The organism is Vibrio sp. 1F253, from assembly GCF_041439295.1.
Taxonomy (GTDB): Bacteria; Pseudomonadota; Gammaproteobacteria; order Enterobacterales; family Vibrionaceae; genus Vibrio; species Vibrio tasmaniensis_A.
The window spans coordinates 138,589-160,928 of record NZ_JBGONU010000003.1 but is presented as its reverse complement, the minus strand read 5'-3'; the positions used below and the strand labels follow the sequence as shown (position 1 = coordinate 160,928).

22 protein-coding genes are annotated in these 22,340 nt (G+C 43.6%); 10 read left to right on the top strand and 12 right to left on the bottom strand.

Features of this window, described 5'->3' with window-relative positions; translation table 11 throughout:
* Window positions 1–63 precede the first annotated feature (63 nt).
* Window positions 64–1,335, bottom strand: a complete 1,272-nt coding sequence (locus tag ACED28_RS02885) for an NRAMP family divalent metal transporter (protein ID WP_371709234.1) — start codon at window positions 1,333–1,335, stop codon at window positions 64–66.
* Between the two features lie 158 nt (window positions 1,336–1,493).
* Here ACED28_RS02885 and rluA point away from each other — a divergent pair, with 158 nt between their 5' ends.
* Both rluA and ACED28_RS02875 read left to right on the top strand, forming a co-directional pair.
* Complete coding sequence (gene rluA, locus ACED28_RS02880) at window positions 1,494–2,228, top strand: bifunctional tRNA pseudouridine(32) synthase/23S rRNA pseudouridine(746) synthase RluA (RefSeq protein ID WP_371709233.1); 735 nt, start codon at window positions 1,494–1,496, stop codon at window positions 2,226–2,228.
* Between the two features lie 34 nt (window positions 2,229–2,262).
* On the top strand, window positions 2,263–3,225 hold the full coding sequence (locus tag ACED28_RS02875; protein ID WP_371709232.1) for a D-2-hydroxyacid dehydrogenase: 963 nt from the start codon (window positions 2,263–2,265) through the stop codon (window positions 3,223–3,225).
* A gap of 93 nt (window positions 3,226–3,318) precedes the next feature.
* Here ACED28_RS02875 and ACED28_RS02870 read toward each other — a convergent pair whose 3' ends face one another.
* The 4 genes from ACED28_RS02870 to argR form a co-directional block, all read right to left on the bottom strand.
* A complete protein-coding gene (locus ACED28_RS02870) occupies window positions 3,319–3,756 on the bottom strand; it encodes a universal stress protein (RefSeq protein WP_029222921.1) in 438 nt (145 codons plus the stop codon).
* Window positions 3,757–3,862: 106 nt separating this feature from the next.
* Entirely contained in the window at window positions 3,863–6,442 is a 2,580-nt protein-coding gene (locus ACED28_RS02865) for a TRAP transporter permease (protein WP_009847836.1), read from the bottom strand.
* A 255-nt stretch (window positions 6,443–6,697) separates the two neighbouring features.
* Window positions 6,698–7,666, bottom strand: coding sequence for a TAXI family TRAP transporter solute-binding subunit (locus tag ACED28_RS02860; protein ID WP_009847835.1), 969 nt, complete (start codon window positions 7,664–7,666; stop codon window positions 6,698–6,700).
* 343 nt (window positions 7,667–8,009) lie between these two features.
* A complete protein-coding gene (gene argR / locus ACED28_RS02855; protein WP_004735909.1) occupies window positions 8,010–8,480 on the bottom strand; it encodes a transcriptional regulator ArgR in 471 nt (156 codons plus the stop codon).
* 332 nt (window positions 8,481–8,812) lie between these two features.
* Between argR and mdh the strand changes: the two genes are divergently transcribed.
* Window positions 8,813–9,748 (top strand): malate dehydrogenase, encoded by a 936-nt coding sequence (mdh, locus tag ACED28_RS02850; protein ID WP_371709231.1) that lies wholly within the window; start codon window positions 8,813–8,815, stop codon window positions 9,746–9,748.
* 129 nt (window positions 9,749–9,877) lie between these two features.
* Entirely contained in the window at window positions 9,878–10,069 is a 192-nt protein-coding gene (locus tag ACED28_RS02845) for a hypothetical protein (RefSeq protein ID WP_009847833.1), read from the top strand.
* Between the two features lie 70 nt (window positions 10,070–10,139).
* On the opposite strand, the gene ispB is transcribed toward ACED28_RS02845, so the two are convergent.
* Window positions 10,140–11,111 (bottom strand): octaprenyl diphosphate synthase, encoded by a 972-nt coding sequence (ispB, locus tag ACED28_RS02840; RefSeq protein WP_371709230.1) that lies wholly within the window; start codon window positions 11,109–11,111, stop codon window positions 10,140–10,142.
* 268 nt (window positions 11,112–11,379) lie between these two features.
* Here ispB and rplU point away from each other — a divergent pair, with 268 nt between their 5' ends.
* The 6 genes from rplU (at window position 11,380) to folA (ending at window position 15,391) form a co-directional block, all read left to right on the top strand.
* Window positions 11,380–11,691, top strand: a complete 312-nt coding sequence (rplU, locus tag ACED28_RS02835) for a 50S ribosomal protein L21 (RefSeq protein ID WP_004740823.1) — start codon at window positions 11,380–11,382, stop codon at window positions 11,689–11,691.
* Between the two features lie 19 nt (window positions 11,692–11,710).
* A complete protein-coding gene (gene rpmA / locus ACED28_RS02830; protein ID WP_004735905.1) occupies window positions 11,711–11,968 on the top strand; it encodes a 50S ribosomal protein L27 in 258 nt (85 codons plus the stop codon).
* A 322-nt stretch (window positions 11,969–12,290) separates the two neighbouring features.
* A complete protein-coding gene (gene cgtA, locus ACED28_RS02825) occupies window positions 12,291–13,463 on the top strand; it encodes an Obg family GTPase CgtA (RefSeq protein WP_371709229.1) in 1,173 nt (390 codons plus the stop codon).
* 167 nt (window positions 13,464–13,630) lie between these two features.
* Complete coding sequence (locus ACED28_RS02820; protein ID WP_269335457.1) at window positions 13,631–14,398, top strand: threonine/serine exporter ThrE family protein; 768 nt, start codon at window positions 13,631–13,633, stop codon at window positions 14,396–14,398.
* Entirely contained in the window at window positions 14,398–14,871 is a 474-nt protein-coding gene (locus tag ACED28_RS02815) for a threonine/serine exporter family protein (RefSeq protein ID WP_371709228.1), read from the top strand. The genes ACED28_RS02820 and ACED28_RS02815 overlap by 1 nt, the downstream gene beginning before the upstream one ends.
* A 40-nt stretch (window positions 14,872–14,911) precedes the next feature.
* A complete protein-coding gene (gene folA, locus ACED28_RS02810; RefSeq protein WP_371709227.1) occupies window positions 14,912–15,391 on the top strand; it encodes a type 3 dihydrofolate reductase in 480 nt (159 codons plus the stop codon).
* 81 nt (window positions 15,392–15,472) lie between these two features.
* Here the strand turns inward: folA and ACED28_RS02805 are convergent, their stop codons facing one another.
* The 6 genes from ACED28_RS02805 to lptD form a co-directional block, all read right to left on the bottom strand.
* Window positions 15,473–16,276, bottom strand: coding sequence for a symmetrical bis(5'-nucleosyl)-tetraphosphatase (locus ACED28_RS02805; RefSeq protein WP_371709226.1), 804 nt, complete (start codon window positions 16,274–16,276; stop codon window positions 15,473–15,475).
* 31 nt (window positions 16,277–16,307) lie between these two features.
* On the bottom strand, window positions 16,308–16,688 hold the full coding sequence (gene apaG / locus ACED28_RS02800) for a Co2+/Mg2+ efflux protein ApaG (protein WP_371709225.1): 381 nt from the start codon (window positions 16,686–16,688) through the stop codon (window positions 16,308–16,310).
* Window positions 16,689–16,769: 81 nt separating this feature from the next.
* Window positions 16,770–17,585 carry a 16S rRNA (adenine(1518)-N(6)/adenine(1519)-N(6))-dimethyltransferase RsmA gene (rsmA, locus tag ACED28_RS02795; protein ID WP_009847826.1) on the bottom strand — a complete coding sequence of 272 codons (816 nt, stop codon included), beginning with the start codon at window positions 17,583–17,585 and terminating at the stop codon, window positions 16,770–16,772.
* Complete coding sequence (gene pdxA, locus ACED28_RS02790; protein ID WP_167855767.1) at window positions 17,582–18,571, bottom strand: 4-hydroxythreonine-4-phosphate dehydrogenase PdxA; 990 nt, start codon at window positions 18,569–18,571, stop codon at window positions 17,582–17,584. The genes rsmA and pdxA overlap by 4 nt, the downstream gene beginning before the upstream one ends.
* The gene (gene surA / locus ACED28_RS02785) at window positions 18,561–19,856 is read right to left on the bottom strand and encodes a peptidylprolyl isomerase SurA (RefSeq protein WP_009847824.1); all 1,296 of its coding nucleotides are present in this window, start codon (window positions 19,854–19,856) and stop codon (window positions 18,561–18,563) included. The genes pdxA and surA overlap by 11 nt, the downstream gene beginning before the upstream one ends.
* A 43-nt stretch (window positions 19,857–19,899) precedes the next feature.
* A complete protein-coding gene (gene lptD, locus ACED28_RS02780; RefSeq protein WP_017100841.1) occupies window positions 19,900–22,287 on the bottom strand; it encodes an LPS assembly protein LptD in 2,388 nt (795 codons plus the stop codon).
* Between the last annotated feature and the right edge of the window lie 53 nt (window positions 22,288–22,340).

Below are 22,340 nucleotides of genomic sequence, written 5' to 3'. Positions count from 1 at the left end.
ATTTTTATCTGTAGTTTGGTTAAGAGCGTGGTTAACAGTTTGGCTAAGAATTTGGAGAGCAGATTACATCAACCACTTCCACCAAACGAACAGAGCTAAGAAGCCAAATAGGTAAACAAGGCCTGCCACAGACAACCATTTTAGCTTAGTGCCAATCGCCAACGCTTCAGGAAGCTTCGTTTTGCTTACTAAGATGAAGTTAAGCAATGCGAAGAATGGCGTAGTAGCAAAGGCAAGCACCATCGCAAAATCAAGCATTGGCATCAGTGCTGCGCTGAAGAACATCACAATTGCGAGTGCCGCGAGAGAGACAATGATGATCCAGCCTTGCAGCATTTTTGGGCTCGATTCTTTTTTCAATAACAGGCGCTGTGATTCGGCAAGCACGCGTGAGTAACCATCGATAACGGTAATGGTACTGCCAAAGATACAGAAGAAGGCGATAAGAGCGATCAGTGGACGAGACCATTCACCAATCGTGGAAGCGTAGATGCCGACCAATTGATGGGTGAAGCCAACACCAGAGCGAGACAGTTCAACGCCTGTTCCATGAAGTACTAGTGCACCTAAAGCAACGAATACCAAAGCAAGCAGTGCCGTACCAATGTAGCCTACGTTGAAATCGAACAGTGCAGATTGAGCGGTCACTTCTTGTTTCTCTTTTTGGCTTTTTAGCCACATAGAGGTGATGCTTGATATCTCGATAGGCGCGGGCATCCAACCCATAGTGACAACGATAAAGCCAATAGCTGCCAATGACCAAGGTGATGGTGGAACAAAAGCCGCATCAGGTTCAACTGGAGAGCCGATAGCAATAGCGACTGCAGCCAAGGTTGTGATGGTCAGGATCGCCATGATCGCTTTAGACAGTGTATCGAGCGCGCGATAATGGCCAGCGAATAGAATGATCAAACACGTCGCTAAAACGATCATGCACAATGTGCTGGTGGCCAAATCAAAAGGAATAAAGTAACTCAGTAAGCTTGCACTGAATAGCAGTAAGGCAGCGGTATTTACCACGGCGGAAATGGCACTTAGTATCGAAAAGATAACAAGGTAAGGTCGACCGAGGTTAGAATATCCTTCCACCAAGCTTTGCCCAGTACCAAGGGTATATTGGATGCCGGCTCTAAAGAATGGGTACTTAAATACGTTAACTAAAAGAATCAGTGCGGCTAGTTGCCATCCATAAATAGCGCCAGCTTTCGTTGAAGCGACTAAGTGAGATCCACCGACCGCAGCAGCGGCCATCATGATTCCTGGGCCAAGAGATTTAATCAGGCTTGAAAGTGGTGCGGAGGTTGGTGTTGAGGTGGTTTTAGCCGTACTTTCCATCGTTTTTCCTTTGAGGCTTAGTTCTTATTTTCCGTTACCTTATCAATACCATGTTTTGTAGTTTCGTCAACTTTTATGTACAAAAGTGTTTAAAATTGTATTTTTTAATAAACAAGTCGACCATAAATTATTTATCAACCAGTAATTAAGAGGCTCTAATGGCGTTAGAACAGTACACACCCCCACGTGAACCGTGGACTGATATTGTCTATCAAGATGATGATATTCTTGTGGTGAACAAGCCTGCAGGCCTACTTTCGGTGCCGGGGAGACTGCCAGAACACTACGACAGTATGTGGAGTCGGTTAGTTGTCGAATTTCCAGAGATTCAAGTCGTACATCGATTAGACATGTCGACATCGGGCTTGATGCTGCTCGCTAAACACAAACAAGCTGAGCGTCATTTGAAGAAGCAGTTTCAATATCGACTGACACACAAACTTTATTACGCGCGAGTATGGGGTTCAGTAGAAGAAGCAGAAGGTTTGATTGACCTTCCTCTTATTTGCGACTGGCCGAATCGTCCTAGACAGAAAGTGTGTTTCGACGAGGGTAAACCATCACAGACTCGATATATCGTGGAGCAACAAGAGCCTCAAACGACATTATTGAAATTGCTGCCGATCACTGGTCGCTCTCATCAGTTGCGTGTTCACTGCATGGAACTAGGGAATCCAATTGTGGGCGACGAGTTTTATGCAACACCAGATGCGTTTAATTATAGCGATAGGTTAGCTTTACACGCATGTGAACTGAGTTTTTATCATCCGGCTAATAATCAGTTTTTCAAAGCTTTCGTGCCATGTGATTTTTATCCTCAAGCTTCACCACAAATCGAACAGCACTTTGAAATTGCGCCAGAGCTTCCAGACTACAGTAAGCTAAAAGCTTAGAATGGTTAAACTAATACCAATGCAAGGACGTACAATGCCGAAGTTGAAAGTGGTCTTTCTCGACCGAGCGACCATCCCATCTCAAATACATTTAAAACCTCTTAGCTTTGAACATCAATGGGTTGAGTATGATTTCACTTCGCCGGAGCAAGTGTCTGAACGAGTTGAAGACGCTGATGTGGTTATTACCAATAAGGTTGTGCTCAACGAATCGAATTTAGCTCAAGCACAACAACTTAAGCTAATAGCTGTTTCAGCAACGGGTGTGAACAATGTCGATGTAGAGTACTGCAAGGGTAACAATATCGCAGTGGCTAACGTACAGGGCTACGCGACTCAATCGGTACCTGAACATGTTATCGCGATGCTGTTTACGCTTAAGCGAAACCTCGTTGGTTATCATCAAGATATCGAGACAGGCGAGTGGCAAAAGGACAAACAATTCTGTTTCTTTACTCATCCGATTCAAGATGTTGCAGGCAGTACATTGGGCTTAATAGGGAGTGGTAGCTTAGGGCAAGCGACCGCGATATTAGCAAAAGCGATTGGTATGAATGTCATCTTTACTGAGCGTAAAGGGGCAGATTCTTGTCGAGAAGGGTATCTACCTTTTGATAAGGTGTTACAGCAAGCGGATGCGATCAGCTTACATTGTCCATTAACTGAAGCGACTCGAAATCTGATTTCAGAGCGAGAGCTAACCATGATGAAATCAAGTGCGGTATTAATTAATGCTGGCCGTGGTGGACTTGTCGATGAGCAGGCCTTAGTTGAAGCTTTGAAAAGTAATGAGATTGCAGGTGCGGGCATGGATGTGTTTACACAAGAACCTGCAGATAATTCGAATCCACTATTGGCTAACAGCCACTTACCTAATTTACTGCTAACACCACATGTGGCGTGGGGCAGCGACAGTTCAATTCAAAAACTGTCTGATATCTTAATCGATAATATTGATGGGTTTGTTGCAGGTAATCCGCAGAACTTAGTGAGTTGATTGGAAGTATTTAATGGTGCAAGCACAAAATAAAAAAAGGTTGGCTTTTAGGCCAACCTTTTTAGATTTAGATCGTTGTGTCGATTAAGTGATTTAGCCTTGCGGCTTAACTACCAATACATTGATTGGTGAGTTCTGAACCACTTTGCTTGCAACAGAACCAAGTACAACCTTGTCGATTTTTGAACGCTTATGACTAGGCATCACGATAAGATCTGCCCCTAGTTTCTCTGCGCAATCAAGAATCGTTGTGTAGGTCTTGCCTTCGGCAACGTGAACTTTATAGATCACATCATCGTCGATATGCTTATCAGCAAATTCTTTCAGCTGATTTTTAACATCAAGCTTCATTTGGTTTGCTGCATCTTTCGGAAAGTAAGACGCTACCATCGACATGTGGATGCCCGGTAATACGTTCAGAATGTGGATCTCAGCATTACTGTGTTTCGCGTGCCATACCGCTAGCTCGACCGCTTTATCAGAAAAGCCTTTGTCGTTCAGATCAACGGGAACAAGGATTTGTCTATACATGTATTCGTCTCTTTTTGAGCAGCGCCGAGTACATACCAAGCGCTGTAATTATCTTTTCCATGTAGTAAAAAGCCAAATAGAGTAGAGCGCTATTTGGCTCTATCCATTACGCGCTAATCTCATCCTTACGAGCACGCCTTCTTTGGTTCATCGCTAAACCAATCAAAATTAATAGGGCAGGTAAGAATACCCACTCTTTCATTGGTCGTTCTGCATCTTGGATAACGGATTTAATTTCCCAATCAAAGTCAATGCCAGCAGCTTCAGCAGGGCTACCAAACTCAACCATATCAACAATCATCTTATCGTCAGCTTGGGTCAGCATTAGGCCCATTGAAGCAATGCGGTCTTCACTTGTTGTCGCAGAATCTTCAAACGGAAGGCGAACTGTTTTCTCAGAATAGTTACCTTCTAAGTTTTCGCCACCGACTCTCAATTCAAGTGATTGTCCCACAGATAGATTTTCTGTGATTTGAGCGATCTCAACTCCAGGTGAAAGAACTTTCTCTGGATAAATCATGTCCCACCAGAAGCCAGGGCGGAAGAAAGAGAAGGTCAGAACGATAAGCAGTATAGTTTCCCACCACTTGTTCTTAGTGAACCACCAACCTTGTGTCGCTGCTGCAAAGATAAGTACCGCAGTAACTGAAGAGAAAATCGTCAGTGCTAAGTGCCACCAAGAATCAATGCCCATCAACAGTAGTTGGGTGTTGAAGATGAACATGAACGGCAATATCGCGGTCCGGATATCGTAGGTAAAACCTTGAATACCGGTACGAATCGGGTCTGATTTAGCAATCGCAGCGGCCGCAAATGCAGCCAAACCTACCGGAGGTGTATCGTCCGCAAGAATACCGAAGTAGAACACGAATAAGTGAACCGCAATCAGTGGAATGATCAAGCCGTGCGCTGCACCTAAGGTAACAATTACTGGTGCCATCAATGTTGATACAACGATGTAGTTCGCCGTTGTTGGCAAGCCCATACCTAAGATCAAGCTGATTACCGCAGTGAATAACAACATTAGAATGATGCTACCGCCTGAGATGAACTCAACAAAATCGGTCATTACAAGGCCGATACCTGTCAGCGTTACCACGCCTACAACCGTACCTGCTGCAGCTGTCGCTACACCGATACCGATCATGTTACGTGCGCCTGAAACTAAGCTCTCTGCTAGATCAACGAAGCCTGCTTTTGTTTGTTCTGCGAGATCGTCTGATTTGTTCATCAGAGTCATTAAAGGACGCTGCGTGATCAAAATGAAGATCATGAACACGGTCGCCCAGAATGCCGATAGACCTGGAGAGAAACGTTCAACCGTTAAACACCAAACTAGAACTACGATAGGCAGTAGGAAGTGAAGGCCAGACTTAATCGTTGGGCCTGGATCAGGTACTTCTGTTAGGTTCTCGTCGATTTCCATTCCACCTTCAGCTGCGTATTTAGCAGAAACACGAACCAGAGCGACATAAGAGACTAATAGAGCAACAGTCACAATTGGTGTGGCTGCAGCGCCAAAGACATCTTTTGTCCAGCCGACACCGTAGTAAACCGCAGCACTGATGACGCATAGGCCTAAGATAGTACCAGTGAAAGAGAGTAGGCTTTGCACGATAGTTGGTGTGTGACGACGAGGTAAGCCCGTCATACCTGCTTTACATGCCTCTAAGTGAACAATGTAAATCAGGGCGATGTAAGAGATCAGAGCGGGCAGTAGTGCTGCTTTGATTACTTCTACGTAAGAGATGCCCACGTACTCAACCATCAAGAATGCTGCTGCACCCATGATCGGTGGTGTTAATTGACCATTGGTTGAAGCTGCGACTTCTACTGCACCCGCTTTTGTTCCCGGGAAACCAACACGCTTCATTAGCGGGATAGTAAAGGTACCTGTGGTAACTACGTTAGCAATCGAAGAACCTGATACCAGACCAGATAAACCAGATGCTACAACGGCTGCTTTCGCTGGGCCGCCCTTCATGTGGCCAAGCAGAGAGAATGCCACTTTGATGAAGTAAGCACCTGCACCCGCGCGCTCAAGCATTGCACCAAACAGTACAAACAAGAATACGAATGACGTTGATACGCCAAGAGCAACACCGAACACACCTTCTGTTGTTAACCACAGATGCGACATTGCCTTGTTCAGGCTCGCACCTTTGTGGGCAATAACGTCTGGCATGTGAGGGCCACCAAAGGTGTAAAGTAGGAAGACTGCTGCCACAACCATAAGAGGTGGACCTAAAGCGCGTCGTGTTGCTTCAAGCAGTAGAACCATACCGAATACCGCTGCAACAATATCAAACGTTGTTGGAGCGCCTGAACGTTCAGCGAGTTGAGTATAGAAAATATAGATATAAGAAGCTGAAAAGCTACCTACAAGCGCTAATATCCAGTCGACGGCTGGGATGCGATCCCTAGGCGAATTCTTCATGGCTGGATAAGCGGTAAAGGCTAGGAAAATAGCAAACGTAAGGTGAATTGCTCGAGCTTCAGTGTCGTTTAAAATTGCGAAGTTAAAAATGAATGGCAGCGGAGATGCATACCAAAGTTGGAACAGTGACCAACATAGAGGCACAAACCATAAAATACGGCCTTGGATACCACGAGGGCTACGCGCACCAGTATCTGATTGTGCCACCATTTCTTGCACATCTGGAGACGGTGATGTTGTCTGCGTCATGTACTTTATCCTTATTATTGATGGTCTGCCTTTTGTTACGAACAACTAAACGTGATTTCTTTCCTATCTAGTGTAGTGAATGGATAGAGAAATGCGTTCTTTGTTCGTCTTTGTCTTAGGCTTGATACGAAGGTAAGTCCTCCAAATTGGAGAAACTTAAAGGGTTGTTCTTTTCACTTAAATTATTTTTATAAAACGTGAAAAGCCAATAAGGAGGACTAGCCTCCTTATTGGTTTAGTAGGCTTAAAGTAGAGTTACTTTAGAAGACCTACTTCTTTGTAGTATTTTGCGGCACCTGGGTGAAGAGGGATAGAGATACCCGCTTTAACCATGTCTTCTTTTTTCAGGTTAGCAAATGCTGGGTGCAGACGTTTGAATGTTGCGAAGTTTTCAAATACTGCTTTAGCAACGTTGTATGCTACTTCATCCGAAACGTCTGAAGTTGTTACCATAGTTGCAGCAACACCGAAGCTATTTACGTCAGCATCTGTACCGCGGTACATACCAGCAGGTACTGTGCTGTATGCGTAGTATGGGTTTTCAGCTACGATCTTGTCGATCTGTGGACCTGTTGCAGAAACCAGTTTTGCATCACAAGACGTTGTCGCTTCTTTAATTGATCCGTTCGGGTGACCAACCATGTAGATGAATGCATCAATCTTGTTATCACAAAGTGCTTGTGAACGCTCAGAACCTTTCAGTTCAGAAGCAAGCTTGAAGCTATCGTTAGTCCAGCCCATAGAGTCCATTACAACACCCATCGTTGCACGGTCGCCAGAACCAGGGTTACCAATGTTGACACGCTTACCAGCTAGGTCTGAAACATTGTTAATACCTGCATCGGTGCGAGCGATGATGTTGAACGGTTCTGTATGTAGAGAGAACATAGCACGAAGTTTCTTGTATTCGCCTTGGTCTTTGAACTTACTTGTACCGTTGTAGCCGTGGTATTGCCAGTCCGATTGAACAACACCGAAATCTAGTTCACCAGCACGGATGGTATTAACGTTGTAGATTGAACCGCCAGTAGACTCGACAGAACAACGAATGTTGTGGTCTTTACGGCCTTTGTTCACTAGCTTACAAATTGCACCACCAGTCGGGTAATAAACACCCGTTACTGAACCAGTACCAATTGTGATGAACTCTTGAGCGTTAACTGCGCCAGCGCCCATTACAGCAGCTGCAATAGCCCCAACTTTAATCAGTTTGGTAAATGCCATGAATTTCCCTTCCTTTATTCATTATTAACCCTGAAACAAGTGTAGTCGTTTCTGGAGTTTCCTATTTGGAAACGGCACCTTTTTCAATCCATGTGATGAAAAAGTGGCTGAATAATATCAAAAATTGGCAGAAAATTACTCAAATGTTAAAAGATATAGCGAAAAAATCTAACAAATGACGGTTGGATCTCGTGTTTTATTTGCTATTGAGTTTTTTAAAATCAATGAGTTAGTGATTTTTGGGAGAGGCGGGATAGATATCTTAGGATGTGATTTGGATCACGAACTAAATAGGTGTTTGTGATCCAATAGTAATGGCTGATAGTTATGAAACTGTGAGCAATTATCCTGCGTATTCAAACAGTTCGCATACAGAATCGAACAGTTGCTTAGTGGTAACTGATAAGGTTGGAGTAATGAAGATAGTATCATCTCCAGCAACTACCCCCAGTATGCCTTCTGACTTACCTAATGAATCTAATAAGCGAGCAATAAGCTGCGCGGCACCAGGGCCAGTGTGTATCACAACCAATGCATTGTTGTGATCAATATCTAACACTAACTCTCTTAAAGAGCTCGAAACCGTCGGAACACCAAGTTCAGCAGGAAGACAATAAACCATCTCCATTTTTGCATTGCGTGTTCGCACGGCGCCAAACTTAGTTAACATACGCGAAACTTTAGATTGGTTGATACTTTCAAAGCCTTCATGCTTCAGGGCATCGACAATCTCGCCTTGCGAACCAAAACGTTCTTCTTTTAGTAGTGATTTAAAAGCTCGAACTAAGTTGTCTTGTTTTTCTGTATTGCGCATATGTCATTCTTATTCATTAACAAAGATGTTTGCATATTCTCGCATACATATTCAGTTCTCGCCAAAATATCACGGTAATTTGTTAGTCATATCACTGTAAAAATTTAATAGGATAATGTGTTATTTAAGACGAGTTGTTTTGTCATTTCAAATGATTATCGCCATAATGCGAACTTGCTGTGTAGCACGGTTTTATTGACTTGCGCGAAGTCGCAAAGCTAGCGTTAATTGATTGTAATCACTTTGTGATTAATATAGTTTTTTAACTTAAATTTAGCTCAAGAATTACCCTACAAAGAATCTATAAGAGAAAGCTCTCAAGGAGAATAACAATGAAAGTAGCTGTTATTGGTGCCGCTGGTGGCATCGGTCAAGCCCTAGCCCTACTACTAAAGAACCGCCTGCCTGCTGGTTCAGATCTTGCACTTTACGACATCGCTCCGGTAACCCCGGGGGTTGCTGCCGATCTTAGCCATATCCCAACGCCTGTTTCGATCAAAGGTTACGCGGGTGAAGATCCAACTCCAGCACTTGAAGGTGCGGATGTTGTGCTTATTTCTGCGGGTGTTGCTCGTAAACCTGGTATGGATCGTGCAGATCTTTTCAATGTGAACGCTGGCATTGTTAAGTCTCTAGCTGAAAAAATTGCCGTTACTTGTCCTACTGCTTGTGTTGGTATCATTACTAACCCAGTAAATACAACAGTGCCAATCGCTGCTGAAGTACTTAAGAAAGCGGGCGTTTACGACAAGCGTCGTTTATTCGGTATTACTACTCTTGATGTCATTCGTTCTGAAACGTTCGTTGCTGAGCTGAAAGATAAAGATCCAGGCGACATTCGTGTTTCTGTTATCGGTGGTCACTCAGGTGTAACGATCCTTCCTCTGCTTTCTCAAGTTGAAGGTGTTGAGTTTACTGACGAAGAAATCGCAGCGCTAACAACTCGCATCCAAAACGCGGGTACTGAAGTCGTAGAAGCTAAAGCGGGTGGCGGTAGTGCGACCCTATCTATGGGTCAAGCAGCTTGTCGCTTCGGTCTTGCTCTAGTGAAAGCACTTCAAGGCGAAGAGAACGTGATTGAGTGTGCCTACGTTGAAGGTGAAGGCGAGCACGCACCATTCTTCGCACAACCAGTTAAACTTGGCAAAGAAGGCGCTGAAGCGATTCTTAGCTACGGTGAACTGAGCGACTTCGAACGCAATGCACTAGACAGCATGCTAGAAACGCTAAATGGCGATATTGAGATTGGTGTTGAATTCGCTAAATAAGCGATAGATAACTGAACTCTGCTAAAACGACAGTTAACGAAAGCCGATCATTGCGATCGGCTTTTTTGATCCTTGTATTCAATCCACTCGTAATCTTTTTCTAACCACGAAGAATTAGGGTATTGAACGATGACTAGAGTACAAAAAGGGATGAATGTTAACTATCTAGGTCGCTTGGGCAAGATATTGGTTATCGATGAGCAAGAGCAGTTCGCGTTGTTTGAGTCTTACAATAGTCATAAGCAATATGCAGTTCCGTTGGAAGAACTTGAAGAGATCGAAGCGCAACTACCTCTATCGTTAGAATCGAGTCGTTATTGAGACCCAGAGTATTATCTAGCAGGATCAAAAAAAGAGCCAACAGGCTCTTTTTTATTATATAGCTGTCTATTTACTTGCTACGTTTTACTGCAAGGTGAGCTAGCGTAGTTAAAGCCTGCTTGTATTCTGACTCAGGAAGAATAGAAAGCTCAGCAATAGCTTTATCAGCTTCTTCATAGGCTTTATTGGTCGTGTACTCTAACGAGCCGGTCTCTTTCATGACAGACATGATGTCGTCGAGATGTTCCATACCATTGGCTTTTTCAATCGCTTCACGAATCATGCTCGCTTGGTCTGGCGAGCCATTATGCATAGCGTAAAGTAATGGTAACGTCGGTTTGCCTTCTGCTAAGTCATCACCAACATTTTTACCCATCTCTTTACCATCAGCGGTGTAGTCCATCACATCATCAATAAGCTGGAATGCTGTTCCTAGGTACTTACCGTAGTTTTGCATCGCAGTTTCGATCTCAGGTGAAGACTCTGTAAGAATTGCGCCGATTTGGGTTGCGGCTTCAAACAAACGAGCGGTCTTTGAATAGATCACCTGCATGTAGCTTTCTTCTGTGGTGTCTGGGTTGTTACAGTTCATCAATTGTTGAACTTCACCCTCGGCAATCACATTTACTGATTCGCTCATTAGCTCAAGGATCCTTAAAGATCCAAGCGTCGTCATCATCTGGAATGAGCGGGTGTAAATAAAATCACCAACCAAAACGCTAGCTGCATTACCAAAAGCAGCATTCGCTGTCGCTTTGCCACGTCGCATGTCTGATTCGTCGACAACATCGTCATGAAGCAGTGTTGCTGTGTGGATAAACTCAATAAACGCGGCTGAGGTTATATGAGCCTCTCCTTGGTAACCAAGTGCGCGAGCTGATAAAAGAGCAAGCAAAGGGCGTAGGCGTTTGCCACCACCGCTAACGATATAAAAACCAAGCTGGTTGATTAAACTTACGTCAGAATTAAGTTGGGCTTGAATTGTTTCATTCACTTTTGCCATATCATTGGCAGTAAGCGTTTGGATAGCTTTAAAATCCATTGTTCATCCGGCTGAAGTTAGACCCTGTAAGGCTTATACGTTGTATTTAATTGTTGAATAATACACTAAAAAACGTTGATTAATACATCACTTAAAGGCATCATTGCCGCACTTTTCTTTGGCGAACATGTTTTCGCCAATATTTTAAAAATATGGCTTGTCATAGCGGCATGATTCCCGTAGAATCTGCGCCCTATTGATTAGTTTAGCGCACACCCGAGTTGTAGAATTAACAACCATAGGCTGTGCGGAAAAAGCGGAGTAAAATATGTACGCTGTTTTCCAATCTGGTGGCAAACAACACCGAGTAAGCGAAGGTCAAACACTTCGTTTAGAGAAATTAGACGTTGAAACTGGTGCAACTGTAGAATTTGATAAAGTTCTTCTTGTTGCTAACGGCGAAGAAATCGCTGTTGGTGCACCTCTTGTTGAAGGTGGCAAGGTTACTGCAGAAGTAGTACAACACGGTCGTGGCGATAAAGTAAAAATCGTTAAGTTCCGTCGTCGTAAGCACTCGCGTAAGCAAGCTGGTCACCGTCAGTGGTTCACAGAAGTGAAAATCACTGGCATTAACGCTTAAGTATTAGGAGAGTTTAACAATGGCACATAAAAAAGCTGGCGGTTCTACTAATAACGGCCGCGATTCAGAAAGCAAACGTCTTGGTGTTAAGCGTTTTGGTGGTGAATCTGTTCTTGCAGGTAACATCATCGTTCGTCAACGTGGTACTAAGTTCCACGCTGGCACAAACGTTGGCATCGGTAAAGACCATACTCTTTTCGCTCTTACTGAAGGTAAAGTGAAATTTGCAGTAAAAGGTCCTAAAAACCGTAAGTTTGTAAGCATCGAAGCTGAGTAATTTAATCTTTTATTAGATTATTTATACTAGCTTTCAAGCTGAATTCAAAAGCCCTGCCGATTCGGCAGGGTTTTTTATTTATAGCGAGAATAAAAAAGTAGACGCTCTGGCTTTAGTTTGAGAAGCAATTTGGTGTTTGATAAACAGTTTAGTTTTGAGAAGCCGTTTGTTTTTTAAGAAACAGAAAGCAAAGAACCTCTCCTTATTTGTTCCTTGGTTGCAGATCGATCTAGATCTTAGGTGATCGATCTAAACACGGATCTGCTAGAATTTATATCACTTCTTGATGAGTGGTAACGCAACGTAAGTGCGGAGTTAAAAAATGAAATTCGTTGATGAAGCATCAGTAAAAATAGAAGCCGGTGATGGCGGTAATGGTACAGTAAGCTTTTGGCGCGAAAAATTCGTCGCTAAAGGTGGTCCTGACGGCGGTGATGGCGGTGATGGTGGTGATGTTTACATCCAAGCGGATGAAAACTTAAACACACTGATCGACTACCGTTTCCAACGTTTTTACAATGCAGAGCGTGGCGAAAATGGCCGCGGTGGTAACTGTACGGGTAAACGTGGTAAAGATATGACCATGAAAGTACCTGTAGGTACTCGCGCTGTTGATATCCACACTAATGAAATCGTTGCTGAAGTTTCTGAACATGGCAAGAAAGTAATGGTTGGTAAAGGTGGTTGGCACGGTCTTGGTAACACGCGTTTTAAGTCGTCTGTTAACCGTGCTCCTCGTCAAAAGACAATGGGTACTAAAGGTGAAGTTCGCGAACTACGTTTAGAGCTTCTTCTATTAGCGGATGTTGGTATGCTTGGCTTGCCAAACGCTGGTAAATCTACTTTTATTCGCTCAGTATCTGCTGCGAAACCGAAAGTTGCTGATTACCCGTTTACCACGCTAATCCCTAGCTTAGGTGTTGTTAGTGTTGTCCCTGAAAAGAGCTTCGTTGTTGCTGATATCCCGGGTCTAATTGAAGGTGCAGCTGATGGCGCTGGCCTTGGCATTCGTTTCTTGAAGCACCTTGAGCGTTGTCGTGTTCTTCTGCACATGATCGATATTTTGCCGATTGATGGTTCTGATCCTATTCAGAATGCACTGACGATCATTGACGAGCTTGAGCAATACAGCGAAAAAGTGGCACAGAAACCTCGCTGGTTAGTATTCAACAAAGTTGATCTAATGCCTGAAGAAGAAGCGGATGAAAAGATTCAAGAAATCGTCGAAGCTTTAGGTTGGGAAGGCGAGTACTTCAAGATCTCTGCTGTAAACAAGATCGGCACGAAAGATCTTTGCTTTAAACTGGGTGAGTTCATGGAGAACCTACCTCGTGAAGTTGAAGCAATTGAAGAAGAAGAAAAAGTTAACTTTATGTGGGATGACTACCATAAAGATGCGATGGCCGGTAAGAATGTCGTTACTGAAGATGACGACGATTGGGATGACTGGGATGACGAAGAAGATGACGGTCATGTTATCTATGTTCGTGACTAAGTCTCAGAGTTTCTTATAAATACTTTGGTCGCTTCTTCTAAAGCACACTAATAGTATTACTAAACCGCAATGAAAATTGCGGTTTTTTTGTATCTAAATCATTATGTCTTATCGAATTTTAATGCAGAATTCGTTTCTAGATACTTTACGCCTATGGGAAGGAAATCATGGCATCAGAACAAAGAGCGATCTCAAGGTTAGTCGCTCAGTCAGGACAAATGTTATTGGCACACGGCGCCGAGAGCACACTGGTCGGTGATATTATGCGCCGCATCGGTATTGCTTGTGGGGTGAATGAGGTTGAAGTTGCACTGTCAGCCAATGCGTTGGTCGTGACAACAGTAATGGATGATCATTGCATAACGACTACTCGAAGCTGTGCTGATCGTGGCATTAACATGCAGGTTATCACCGACATTCAACGCATTTGCATCATGATGGAGAAGGGAATTCTCGATTATGATTTGGCGTATAAAAAGATTCAAAACATCAGCCCCGAGCGCTACAACCGTTGGTTAGTGGTTGTGATGATAGGGTTGTCGTGCGCCTCTTTCAGCCACCTTGCGGGCGGAGACGGGCAAGTCTTCATGATGACTTTTATTGCTTCAGCTTGCGGCATGATCGTCAGACAAGAAATTGGTCATCGCCATTTTAACCCCTTATTAAACTTTGCTATCACAGCGTTTGTTACGACAACTATTTCAGCGCAAGCGGTTCTTTATAACATCGGTGGCCAACCCACTATCGTGATGGCTTCTTCTGTGCTGATGCTTGTGCCCGGTTTCCCTTTAATTAACTCTGTTGCGGATATGCTTAAAGGCCATATTAATATGGGGCTCGCACGCTTTACCATGGCTAGTTTATTAACGTTGGCAACAAGCTTAGGCATTGTTGCGGCGATGAGTCTTTCAGACGTGTGGGGGTGGGCAAGCTAATGACTATCTTTGAATTATTGGTAGGCCTTCTGAACGATATGTTTTTTGCTGCCATACCTGCCGTCGGCTTTGCATTGGTTTTTAACGTACCACAACGAGCGTTGATCTATTGCGCGCTTGGAGGCTCAATTGGCCACGGTAGCCGTTACTTAATGATGCATTTTGGCATTCCCATTGAATGGGCGACGTTCTTTGCTGCGACTATTGTGGGGATGATTGGGGTTCATTGGTCACACAAACTGTTAGCACACCCAAAAGTTTTTACAGTCGCCGCTTTGATTCCGATGGTTCCAGGAGTCTTTGCGTTCAAAGCGATGATCGCTATGGTAGAAATAAACAGAGCAGGGTATAACCCAGATTTGCTCGCCATGTTGATGGAGAACTTCTTAAAGTCGATGTTCATTATCGCAGGGCTAGCGATTGGCTTGGCGGTGCCGGGGCTGTTATTCTATCGTCGTAGACCTATCGTCTAACTTCAATTTCATTTTCAGGTAAGGACAGGACTTTCTATTTATGATCATCAGTATGATAGCGGCAATGGCAAACAACCGTGTAATTGGTAAAGATAATCAGATGCCTTGGCATTTACCTGCAGATTTCGCATGGTTTAAACGCTCAACGATGGGTAAACCGGTAGTGATGGGGCGTAAGACCTATGATTCGATTGGTCGCCCTTTACCTGGCCGAGTAAATGTCGTAATCAGCCGCGACGAAAGTTTAGAAATTGAAGGTGTGACGACTGTAACGTCAATTGATCAAGCATTAGAGCTAGTAAGCGATGTTGATGAAGTGATGATCATCGGTGGCGGTTCTATCTATGAAAGCTGTCTGCCTAAAGCGAACAAGCTCTATCTGACTTATATTGATTTTGATGTGGATGGCGACACGCAATTCCCTGATTGGGGTGAAGATTGGAAGTTAAGCTTTCGCGAGGCCTATCAAGCGGACGAGAAAAATAAACACAACATGGAGTTTGTGGTTCTCGAGCGTTAACTGTGGTTATTAAGAGTTAGGCTCTGAAAAATACTTGCGTTACTGTACCCAGCTAGCGCAAGTATCTCGTATCTCGTTTTTTTATAGCGCTTTTTGAGTAAAAAACTGTTTGTCTTCCCAGCGAAGTATCGTCAATTCTCCTCCCCACACGCATCCAGTATCAAGTCCAATTACATCTTTTCCGTTATAGCCTTCAAGCGCAGCCCAGTGTCCAAAAACAACGGTTTTATCGAGCTTTATGCGTTGCGGAAGGTCAAACCATGGCACTAGTGGTTCATCGGTAATTTCATTCGGTGGTAGCTTACATGCCATGTCGAGTCGGCTATCTTCAAAACAGAAGCGCATTCTTGTCAGGCTATTGATCGCATAGCGATAGCGCTCTATGCCTTGCAACTCGTTGTTCCAGAGATCTGGCGTGTTGCTGTACATGTTCTCAATAAGCCACTGCCAACGGTCCGATTTCAGTAATGATGTTATCTCTCGATTCTCTATACGTGCTTGTTCCAAGTTCCATTGAGGAGAGATGCCTGCATGTGTCATGACAAACTCAGGGTGTTCTTGCATCAAGGGTTGTTGTCTTAACCATTCCAGCAATTGGTCACGGTCTTTAGCATCAAGAATTGGTTGAGTCTTGTCTTTTGGTTTAGCTGAAAAGAGGCCTAAGGATACCGCAAGTAGATGTAAATCATGGTTACCCAATACCACCTTCGCTGAACTGCCAAGGTTACGAACAAAACGTAACGTCTCTAAGGATTTAGGGCCACGAGCAACTAAGTCTCCGGCGACCCATAAAGTATCTTGTTGTCTATCAAAGTTGATGGTTTCAAGCAGTAACTGAAGCTCGTCGAAGCATCCTTGAATGTCTCCGACAATATAATTCGACACAGTATTTTCCTGTAAGTGGTAGAGATGCGTACTAGTTAAGGATATTGGGGATAGCCAGTCTAAATGGGTCGACTTCTGTTATGAAATCAATGCCTTTATGATTGGTCATCACATAGTGACCTTGCATAACACCCACAGGGGTTTCGATGACCGTACCACTGGTATATGTGTATTCGTCATTGGCTTCAATCACAGGCTGCTGTCCAACCACGCCATCACCTTCTATGGTGAGTTGTTTACCGTTAGAGTCGGTAATCAGCCAGCGGCGAGACATAAGTTGTACCGTTGTTTTACTTAGATTTTTGATGGTAATGATGTAAGCGAAAACGTAGCGATTCTTAGATGGCTCAGATTGTTCTTCAATATATTTAGAATGAACTTGGCATTTGATACAAGGCGTAGATATATCCATATTCGCACCTTTTGTTGTTGGTATGCTTTTAGTATTACATAAAAAATAGGCTCCTCACCGAAGTGTAGGAGCCTTTTTCGATTATTTGTCAGCGTTGTGACTGTCGTGCAACCAGTTCGCCATATCGACAAACTGTTCGAGCGTCAGGTTCTCAGGGCGCATGCCAGGGTTTACACCTAGCTCTTCAAGCACTTCCTTATCGATTAGGCTCTTGTAGCAGTTACGTACTGTTTTACGGCGCTGGTTAAAGCCTTCGCGACATACGCGATCTAACCACTTAAGATCTTTTGCCGGGTAAGGCAGTACTTCATAAGGCTGAAGACGAACGACTGCAGAGTCTACTTTCGGTGGCGGAACAAATGCTGTTGGTGGCACTTCTAACACAGGAGTGACTTTACAGTAATATTGAGCCATAACCGTTAGACGACCGTAAGCTTTAGTGCCAGGACCCGCTGCTAATCGGTTAACCACTTCTTTTTGAAGCATAAAGTGCATGTCTTGCACGTCTTTATGGAACTCAAAAAGGTGGAACATCAATGGTGTAGAGATGTTGTATGGCAAATTACCGAAGATACGTAACTTGTTGTTTGGCTTAACAAGTTGTTCGAAATCGAACTTCATTGCATCGCCTTCATAGATCGTTAACTTTTCAGCAAGATCAGGGTGATTACGCAGACGTTCAGCAAGATCTCTATCCAGTTCAATTACTGTGAACTTGTCGACAAGCTTGCCAACAGGCTCAGTAATCGCACCAAGACCAGGGCCGATTTCTACTAAGTTCTGGCCTGGTAGTGGGTTAATACTCGATACGATTCCATCAATAATGTATGGGTCGTTAAGGAAGTTTTGACCAAAACGTTTACGCGCTTTGTGCCCTAAGTGGACATCATTTCTCATTGCTTTTTCTCTACTAATTCAATGGCGTGCGTGAGCGCTGTTCTAAAGCTCCCTGTATCGGCTTGGCCTTTCCCTGCCAAGTCTAAGGCGGTACCGTGATCGACTGATGTGCGAATAAACGGTAAGCCAAGCGTGATGTTCACTGAGCGACCAAACCCTTTGTATTTCAATACCGGGAGTACTTGGTCGTGATACATACCTAAAACAGCATCTGCATCTTGCAAATATTTTTCATTAAAGATGGTGTCTGCTGGCAATGGGCCAACTAAATTAATACCATCTTTCTGGCGAATTTTTTCTAGCGTAGGGGTGATAGTTTCTATCTCTTCACGACCCAAACAACCATCTTCACCAGCATGTGGATTCAAACCACACACGTAGATAGTTGGTTTCTCAATAGCAAATTTTTCAACCAAGTCTTTATGCAGAATAGCAATGATTTGCTCTAATCTGTCTTCGGTCACTGCTTGAGATACATAAGCTAGCGGGATGTGCGTTGTTACTAGAGCAACACGCAGCCCTTCTGTTGCCAACATCATCACGACAAGTGGAGTATTGGACTTCTCTGCAAAGAACTCGGTATGGCCACTAAAAGCAACGCCAGCTCGGTTAATTACACCCTTGTGAACAGGGCCGGTGACAATAGCATCAAATTCATCATTCATACAGCCAATTGCTGCGGTTTCTAAAGTATTTAATACGTAATGACCGTTAGCCTCGTTGAGTTGGCCTGCAACTGCTGTTTCAGCTAGTGGAACGTGTTTCACAACCAATGTTCCAGAGCGTTGAGGTTGCTTGGGCGCGGTTGAGTCGTAATCCAACAGCTCAACTTCAATCCCTAACATTTCAGCTCGCTCTGCTAATAGGCTTTTATCCGCACAAACCACGAGCTGATGTGGCCAGCTTTCTTGGGATAATGCGAGAGTTAAATCTGGCCCAATTCCCGCCGGTTCACCTGCTGTAATGACAAGGCGTTTAGTTGTCATCTTGGTCATCCTCGACCACTTCAACAAAGGCGCTAGCTCTTACTTCTTGCAGCCAAGCACCGACTTCTTCGTTGAACTTACGGTTAAATAGAATTTGATAAGCCTTGTTTTTCAATGCTGAATCGGTACGGTCGACTTCGCGACGGTCTAGTACTTCAACAATGTGCCAACCGTGCACGGTTTTGAATGGCGCACTGATCTTACCTTCAGGTAGCGTTTCTACTTGGTGTTTGAACTCAGGAACGTATAAATCTGGAGTTTGGTAGCCTAACTCACCATCTTGTACTGCTGAACCGGGATCTTGGCTGTATTGCTGTGCAAGATCACCAAAGCTCGCTTCACCTGCGTTTACACGACGAGTGATTTCTTCAAGCTGCTCTTTCGCACCGTCATCACTCAAGATAACCGTTGGCTTAATCAAAATATGACGTGCATTAACTTCGGTAACTGCAACGGTTTCCAAACCTTTTACGTCTTCAATTTTTAGAATATGGAAGCCAACACCACTTCGGAAAGGACCGATGATGCTGCCTTTATTCTGCATTTTGATTTGGTCTGCAAAAATCGTAGGCATCTCTTCTTTACGCATCCAACCCCAATCACCACCTTGCAACGCTTTAGGGCCTTTAGAGTATGTATATGCCATGGTGCTAAAGTCTTTGCCGTTGTTTAGCTCTTCCACTAAATCTGTCGCTTGTGCTTCTAATTCTTCTTTGGTTTGGTCATCATTGAATCGAAGTTGGATGTGGCCAATTTTGTATTGAACCGTCGCATTGGTTTCTTGCGCTAAGATGTCCGCTAGGTTGTCGACTTCTGCAGGAAGGATATTAATACGACGGCGAACCAAGGCATTACGAGCTTCACTTGCAGCAATCTCTTTTCTCACTTGCTCACGAAATGCGTTGTAGCTAAGGCCTTCTTCCGCAACCGATGCGGTAAGTTGTTGTACTGTTTGGTTGTTATCTTTGGCAATGCCTTCAATCGCTTGATCCAGTCGAGCATCATCAATTCGAACCCCAATACGTTCCGCTTCTTGGGTCTGAATTGTATCGATGATCAGTTTTTCTAGAACTTGCTCATTCAATACATCTTGTGATGGTAATGTTTGTCCGCTTTTCTTCGCGTTTGCGCGCAGTGTTTTCATTGAAGTATCAATGTCACTTTGTAAGATCACGCCCTCGTTGACGATTACTTTTACGCTATCGAGTTCAACTGGTGCGGCATAGCTTGTTGATAAAGTACAAGCCGCTGCGATAGCTATTAATGTGCGTTTCCACAATGTCATGTGTAATCCTTTATATTTACCGATGTGTTATCAATAAAGAAAATTAGTTGTTTAAGAAGAATGGGCGACCGTAGCTAAGTGCGTTATTTGAGCTTGTTTCACTTACTTCGCTTGAATCAGAGCCTATATTGGTACCAAAGCCAACAATACCGAAGTTAAAGCCAAAGTTTTTCTCATATACTGGGGTTGCGTTAGGATTAGTCACATAATCGCCTTCCCATCTACGCAATTGATTACTGTAGGTGAAGCCGATATACCAACAATCAGACTTGTAATTGAGTTTGGCCAACCATTCAAGGTTTTCTTCAGTTGTTAAATCATAGAAATACTGAGCGCTGGCATTCCATTTACGCGAAATCTGGTAAGCTCCAAGTAATCCTGCTTGAGATATACCATCTTTAGTAATCGAACCGATATTGTTAATGGTGTCTTCAACATTTTGTTTTATATATTCTTTGGTGACGTAACGGTAGTTGGTTTGGATATAACCACCAGAAAAACGGTACTCAATGGTGCTATTGGCTAGTTGCATTGCTGTGGTGTCGATGTCGTACTGCATACCACCATGATAAAATAGGTAGTCGTCGTAATTAAAATCGACCTCTACCGCCCAAGATGAGTAGTTCGAGTTCTTATTTTTAGGATCGAGCTGTAAATTCTGTTTCGTATCTTTGTCGATATAAAAGATCTGTCCAAAAGACACATTGAGTCGCTCTTTATACTCATCATCAAAGAAACGAGATGATGCACCATAACTGACTTGGTTAGCTGCAGCAATATGGTCTACACCACTGTATTTGCGGCTTCTAAAGAGACCATAGTAATCAGTCTGCAGAAGTGTCGTATCGTAAAGGCCGATGTTGTCTTGATCTTCTTTTGGTACGTACAGGTATTGAACTTGGGGTTCTAAAGTTTGAGTGTAGTTGCCAATAACCTTAGTATCTCTTTCTAAAACGATACCTGCATGGCTTCTAAACTCAGGGATAACTCGAGAAACTTTATCTTTCAGCCCATAATATGGATTTTTTTTATTTGGGTCGTTATTGATAAATTCACTAGTTGTATCTACACCATCAAGATTTTGTTGGTAGTAAGTCCCAAGCAGTCGGGCTTCAGTGGTCCAAGTACCCCAAGTATTACCTACAGGGATGGTAATTCCCGGCTCAACGTGGATACGAGTTGCTGATGGTTTGCCTTTAGCATCTGTATCAAACAGAGACACATGACTGATCAAGTCGAAATCTAAATACTCCATTACCTCCGGGGCATAATAGTTGTATTCAAGCTGTGGGAGCAGGCGGTATGGAAGGTTGTTTGTCGTATTTGTGAGGACCTGAAAATCTCGCACAAGTACAGACGCATCCCAATTTTGAGAACGGTATGTAGCCTGCCCTTCTTGAAGCAGTTGGCCATCTTCACGGTTACCAATGCCGCTGCCGTTGACATCTGTGAAGTACTCGAGATCGCCAACTTTTGAGTAATCAATTTCAAACAACCAAGATTCTTGGAATATTCCTGAGTGATAAAGTTGAGCCCCCCAACGTTTGCCTTTCTCTGGGTATTTTTTGTCATCAGGCAAGTATTCAGACTTAATCATCCCGGAACCAAAATCGCTTAAATATCTAAATTCACTGTTAAGCTGAGTACCACGTTCTTTCATGTGCTTAAAAGTGGTTTTCAGGTCATACTCTGGTGCCAAGTTCCAATAAACAGGGATCTCAAATTCAAAGCCATCACTTGAGCCATATGATACCGTTGGATATAAGAAGCCTGTTTTACGCGTATCACCAATCGGAACGGTTAAGTACGGCAGGTAAAAAACAGGAACGCTCTGAATTTCAAACCTTGGGTTGTAGAACGTAGCCTCTTCTTCATTTTGGTCAACATCGATACTTGACGCTCTTAGTCGCCATGCATTGTCGCCGATAGGGCAAGAGGTGATTGAGCCATCTTCAATCTCATAAACCGCTTTTCCGGTTTTTGCTATGTAAACCGCATCTCCTCGCCCTTGCTCACAGAGGAACTCATAATCGGTATTTTCGAGCGTCATTTCATCGGTAGTCAGATTATTGGTCGCTCTGTCTGAGATAGATTTAATTTGACCATCGCTAAAGTTTACGTTGCCTTCAGCTACAACGATATTTTCTTGTTGGTGAAGCGTTACATTGTCGGCAAGGATGGTTTTGTTTCCTTGCGTAACTCTTACATCACCTGAGTAGATTGCCTTGTCACCATTGATAGCCTCTAAGCGATCGGACTCAACATGAGCGGGAAGTTGTGTCTCGTTTTCTGCAGCGGGCTCGATCAAGCATTGATCTATAGAGGGCATTTCCTGCACACTACTATCTGTGATTGTTTCAGCTTGAGTTGTCGATACGTATAATGCCGTACTTATAGACGCGGCTAACAAGGTGCGGGAAAAAGATTGCATGAAGTTGAACTATCCTGTGTCACTAGATGAAGGGTTGATCTAGTATCAATCCA

Coding starts and splice junctions, on each gene's coding strand:
- folA (WP_371709227.1), top strand. CDS start 14,912: ATGATCATCAGTATGATAGCGGCAATGGCAAACAACCGTGTAATTGGT.
- ACED28_RS02875 (WP_371709232.1), top strand. CDS start 2,263: ATGCCGAAGTTGAAAGTGGTCTTTCTCGACCGAGCGACCATCCCATCT.
- ACED28_RS02860 (WP_009847835.1), bottom strand. CDS start 7,666: ATGGCATTTACCAAACTGATTAAAGTTGGGGCTATTGCAGCTGCTGTA.
- ACED28_RS02885 (WP_371709234.1), bottom strand. CDS start 1,335: ATGGAAAGTACGGCTAAAACCACCTCAACACCAACCTCCGCACCACTT.
- ACED28_RS02865 (WP_009847836.1), bottom strand. CDS start 6,442: ATGACGCAGACAACATCACCGTCTCCAGATGTGCAAGAAATGGTGGCA.
- argR (WP_004735909.1), bottom strand. CDS start 8,480: ATGCGCAATACAGAAAAACAAGACAACTTAGTTCGAGCTTTTAAATCA.
- ACED28_RS02870 (WP_029222921.1), bottom strand. CDS start 3,756: ATGTATAGACAAATCCTTGTTCCCGTTGATCTGAACGACAAAGGCTTT.
- pdxA (WP_167855767.1), bottom strand. CDS start 18,571: ATGACAACTAAACGCCTTGTCATTACAGCAGGTGAACCGGCGGGAATT.
- ispB (WP_371709230.1), bottom strand. CDS start 11,111: ATGGATTTTAAAGCTATCCAAACGCTTACTGCCAATGATATGGCAAAA.
- apaG (WP_371709225.1), bottom strand. CDS start 16,688: ATGGATATATCTACGCCTTGTATCAAATGCCAAGTTCATTCTAAATAT.
- rplU (WP_004740823.1), top strand. CDS start 11,380: ATGTACGCTGTTTTCCAATCTGGTGGCAAACAACACCGAGTAAGCGAA.
- mdh (WP_371709231.1), top strand. CDS start 8,813: ATGAAAGTAGCTGTTATTGGTGCCGCTGGTGGCATCGGTCAAGCCCTA.
- lptD (WP_017100841.1), bottom strand. CDS start 22,287: ATGCAATCTTTTTCCCGCACCTTGTTAGCCGCGTCTATAAGTACGGCA.
- ACED28_RS02815 (WP_371709228.1), top strand. CDS start 14,398: ATGACTATCTTTGAATTATTGGTAGGCCTTCTGAACGATATGTTTTTT.
- rluA (WP_371709233.1), top strand. CDS start 1,494: ATGGCGTTAGAACAGTACACACCCCCACGTGAACCGTGGACTGATATT.
- surA (WP_009847824.1), bottom strand. CDS start 19,856: ATGACATTGTGGAAACGCACATTAATAGCTATCGCAGCGGCTTGTACT.
- ACED28_RS02820 (WP_269335457.1), top strand. CDS start 13,631: ATGGCATCAGAACAAAGAGCGATCTCAAGGTTAGTCGCTCAGTCAGGA.
- rpmA (WP_004735905.1), top strand. CDS start 11,711: ATGGCACATAAAAAAGCTGGCGGTTCTACTAATAACGGCCGCGATTCA.
- cgtA (WP_371709229.1), top strand. CDS start 12,291: ATGAAATTCGTTGATGAAGCATCAGTAAAAATAGAAGCCGGTGATGGC.
- rsmA (WP_009847826.1), bottom strand. CDS start 17,585: ATGAGAAATGATGTCCACTTAGGGCACAAAGCGCGTAAACGTTTTGGT.
- ACED28_RS02845 (WP_009847833.1), top strand. CDS start 9,878: ATGACTAGAGTACAAAAAGGGATGAATGTTAACTATCTAGGTCGCTTG.